The organism is Dietzia maris (assembly GCF_014144855.1).
GTDB classification, from domain to species: Bacteria; Actinomycetota; Actinomycetes; order Mycobacteriales; family Mycobacteriaceae; genus Dietzia; species Dietzia kunjamensis.
On the sequence record NZ_JAALDN010000356.1, the window covers coordinates 1 to 1,497 of the forward strand.

A 1,497-nucleotide genomic window follows, 5' to 3' on the forward strand; every position below is an offset into this window, starting at 1 on the left:
GGAGCGGCGGGGACGCCGCGCGGCCCCCGCAGCCGCCGCACCCCGCGGCGCCGGATCGGGCCCCTGCGGATCCTCGGACTGGTGCTGGTCGTCGTGCTCACGCTCGGGGTGGTGAGCGTGCTGTGGGCGGATTCGAAACTGCAGCGGATCGACGCGCTGACCGACTACCCGGGGCGAGGCGGCAACACGCCCGGCACCGTCACCCTGTTGGTGGGCACCGACTCCCGCGAGGGGTTGACCGCCGAGCAGCAGGCCCAGTTGTCGACCGGGTCCGAATCGGACGCCGGCGGCAAGCGCACCGACACGATGATGCTCGTCTACACCCCCCGCGGCGGGGACCGGACGATGCTCATCTCCCTACCCCGTGACCTGCTGGTCGACATCCCCGGTTACGGCGAGAACAAGCTCAACGCGGCCTACGCCTTCGGCGGTCCACCCCTGTTGGCGCAGACCCTGGAACAGCAGTCCGGGGTGCGGATCGACCACTACGCGGAGATCGGATTCGGTGGCTTCGCCGGGATCGTCGACGCGGTCGGCGGCGTGGACATCTGCCTCGACGAGCCGATCAACGACCCGCTCGCCGGACTCGACCTCGCCGCCGGGTGTCAGACGCTCGCCGGCCCGCAGGCGCTGGGCTTCGTGCGCACCCGCTACGGCTTCGCCGAGCAGGACCTGCAGCGCGTCCGCAACCAGCGACAGTTCCTCGGTGCGCTCATGCGCAAGACGCTCTCGCCCGGGAACCTGCTCAATCCGTTCACGGCCGTGCCGCTGGTGAACTCAGCGTCGGAGGCGGTCACCGTGGACACCGGCGACCACATCTGGAACCTCGCCATGGTGATGCGTCGACTCAGTGGTGACCCGCTCACCGTGACCGCGCCCCACGACGGGATGGCCTCCGGGTCCGTGGGCTCCTACCTCGTGTGGGGCCCCACGACGACCGGGTTCTTCGACGCGGTGGCCTCCGGGCGGACCCCGGGACCGGAGTTCCTCGACACCGGGCCGTGAGCGGCGGAGCTCAGCCGGCCGGGGTGATGGAGACGATCCCCCACGTGCCGCCGGGGTTCTCGGCCACGCGGACGCGCTGCCGGATCAGCACCGGGTCGGCCCCCGGCGGGTACTCGGTGAGGTCCACCTCCAGCAGGGTCGGTGACAGTTCGCGTACGTCCACGCAGTGAGTGGTGCCCTCGGGGACCCGCTCGACCCCCTCGACGCGCAGCTGCTCCTCGGTCATCCGGCTGGAGGGGGCGACCGCCTCGAAGGCCTTCTCGGCCGAACGCTCCACGTAGTAGGCGTGATCGAAGGCCAGCACCGCCCCGGCCGGCGTCTCGAGCGAGCCCGGCCCGGACCCCACCACCCGGCCGGGTTCGGCCACCTCCACGCACCCGGTGTCCCTCTCGTCCGCAGGGCTGACGGCCCCGCGGGTGACGACGAACCCGAGGACCGCGGACCCACCCAGCACCGCGACCCCGGCGGCCGCCAGCAGGGCGATCCGTGCCG

General features: G+C 72.3%; 2 protein-coding genes. One reads left to right on the forward strand and one right to left on the reverse strand.

Annotation, left to right across the window (positions count from 1 at the left end):
- A partial coding sequence (locus G6024_RS11840; protein ID WP_338122142.1) for an LCP family protein occupies positions 1-1,005 on the forward strand: 1,005 nt, incomplete at its 5' end.
- Between the two features lie 10 nt (positions 1,006-1,015).
- Here G6024_RS11840 and G6024_RS11845 read toward each other — a convergent pair.
- Positions 1,016-1,497: DUF8176 domain-containing protein (locus tag G6024_RS11845; protein ID WP_478213490.1), on the reverse strand; the 482-nt coding region annotated here is incomplete at its 5' end.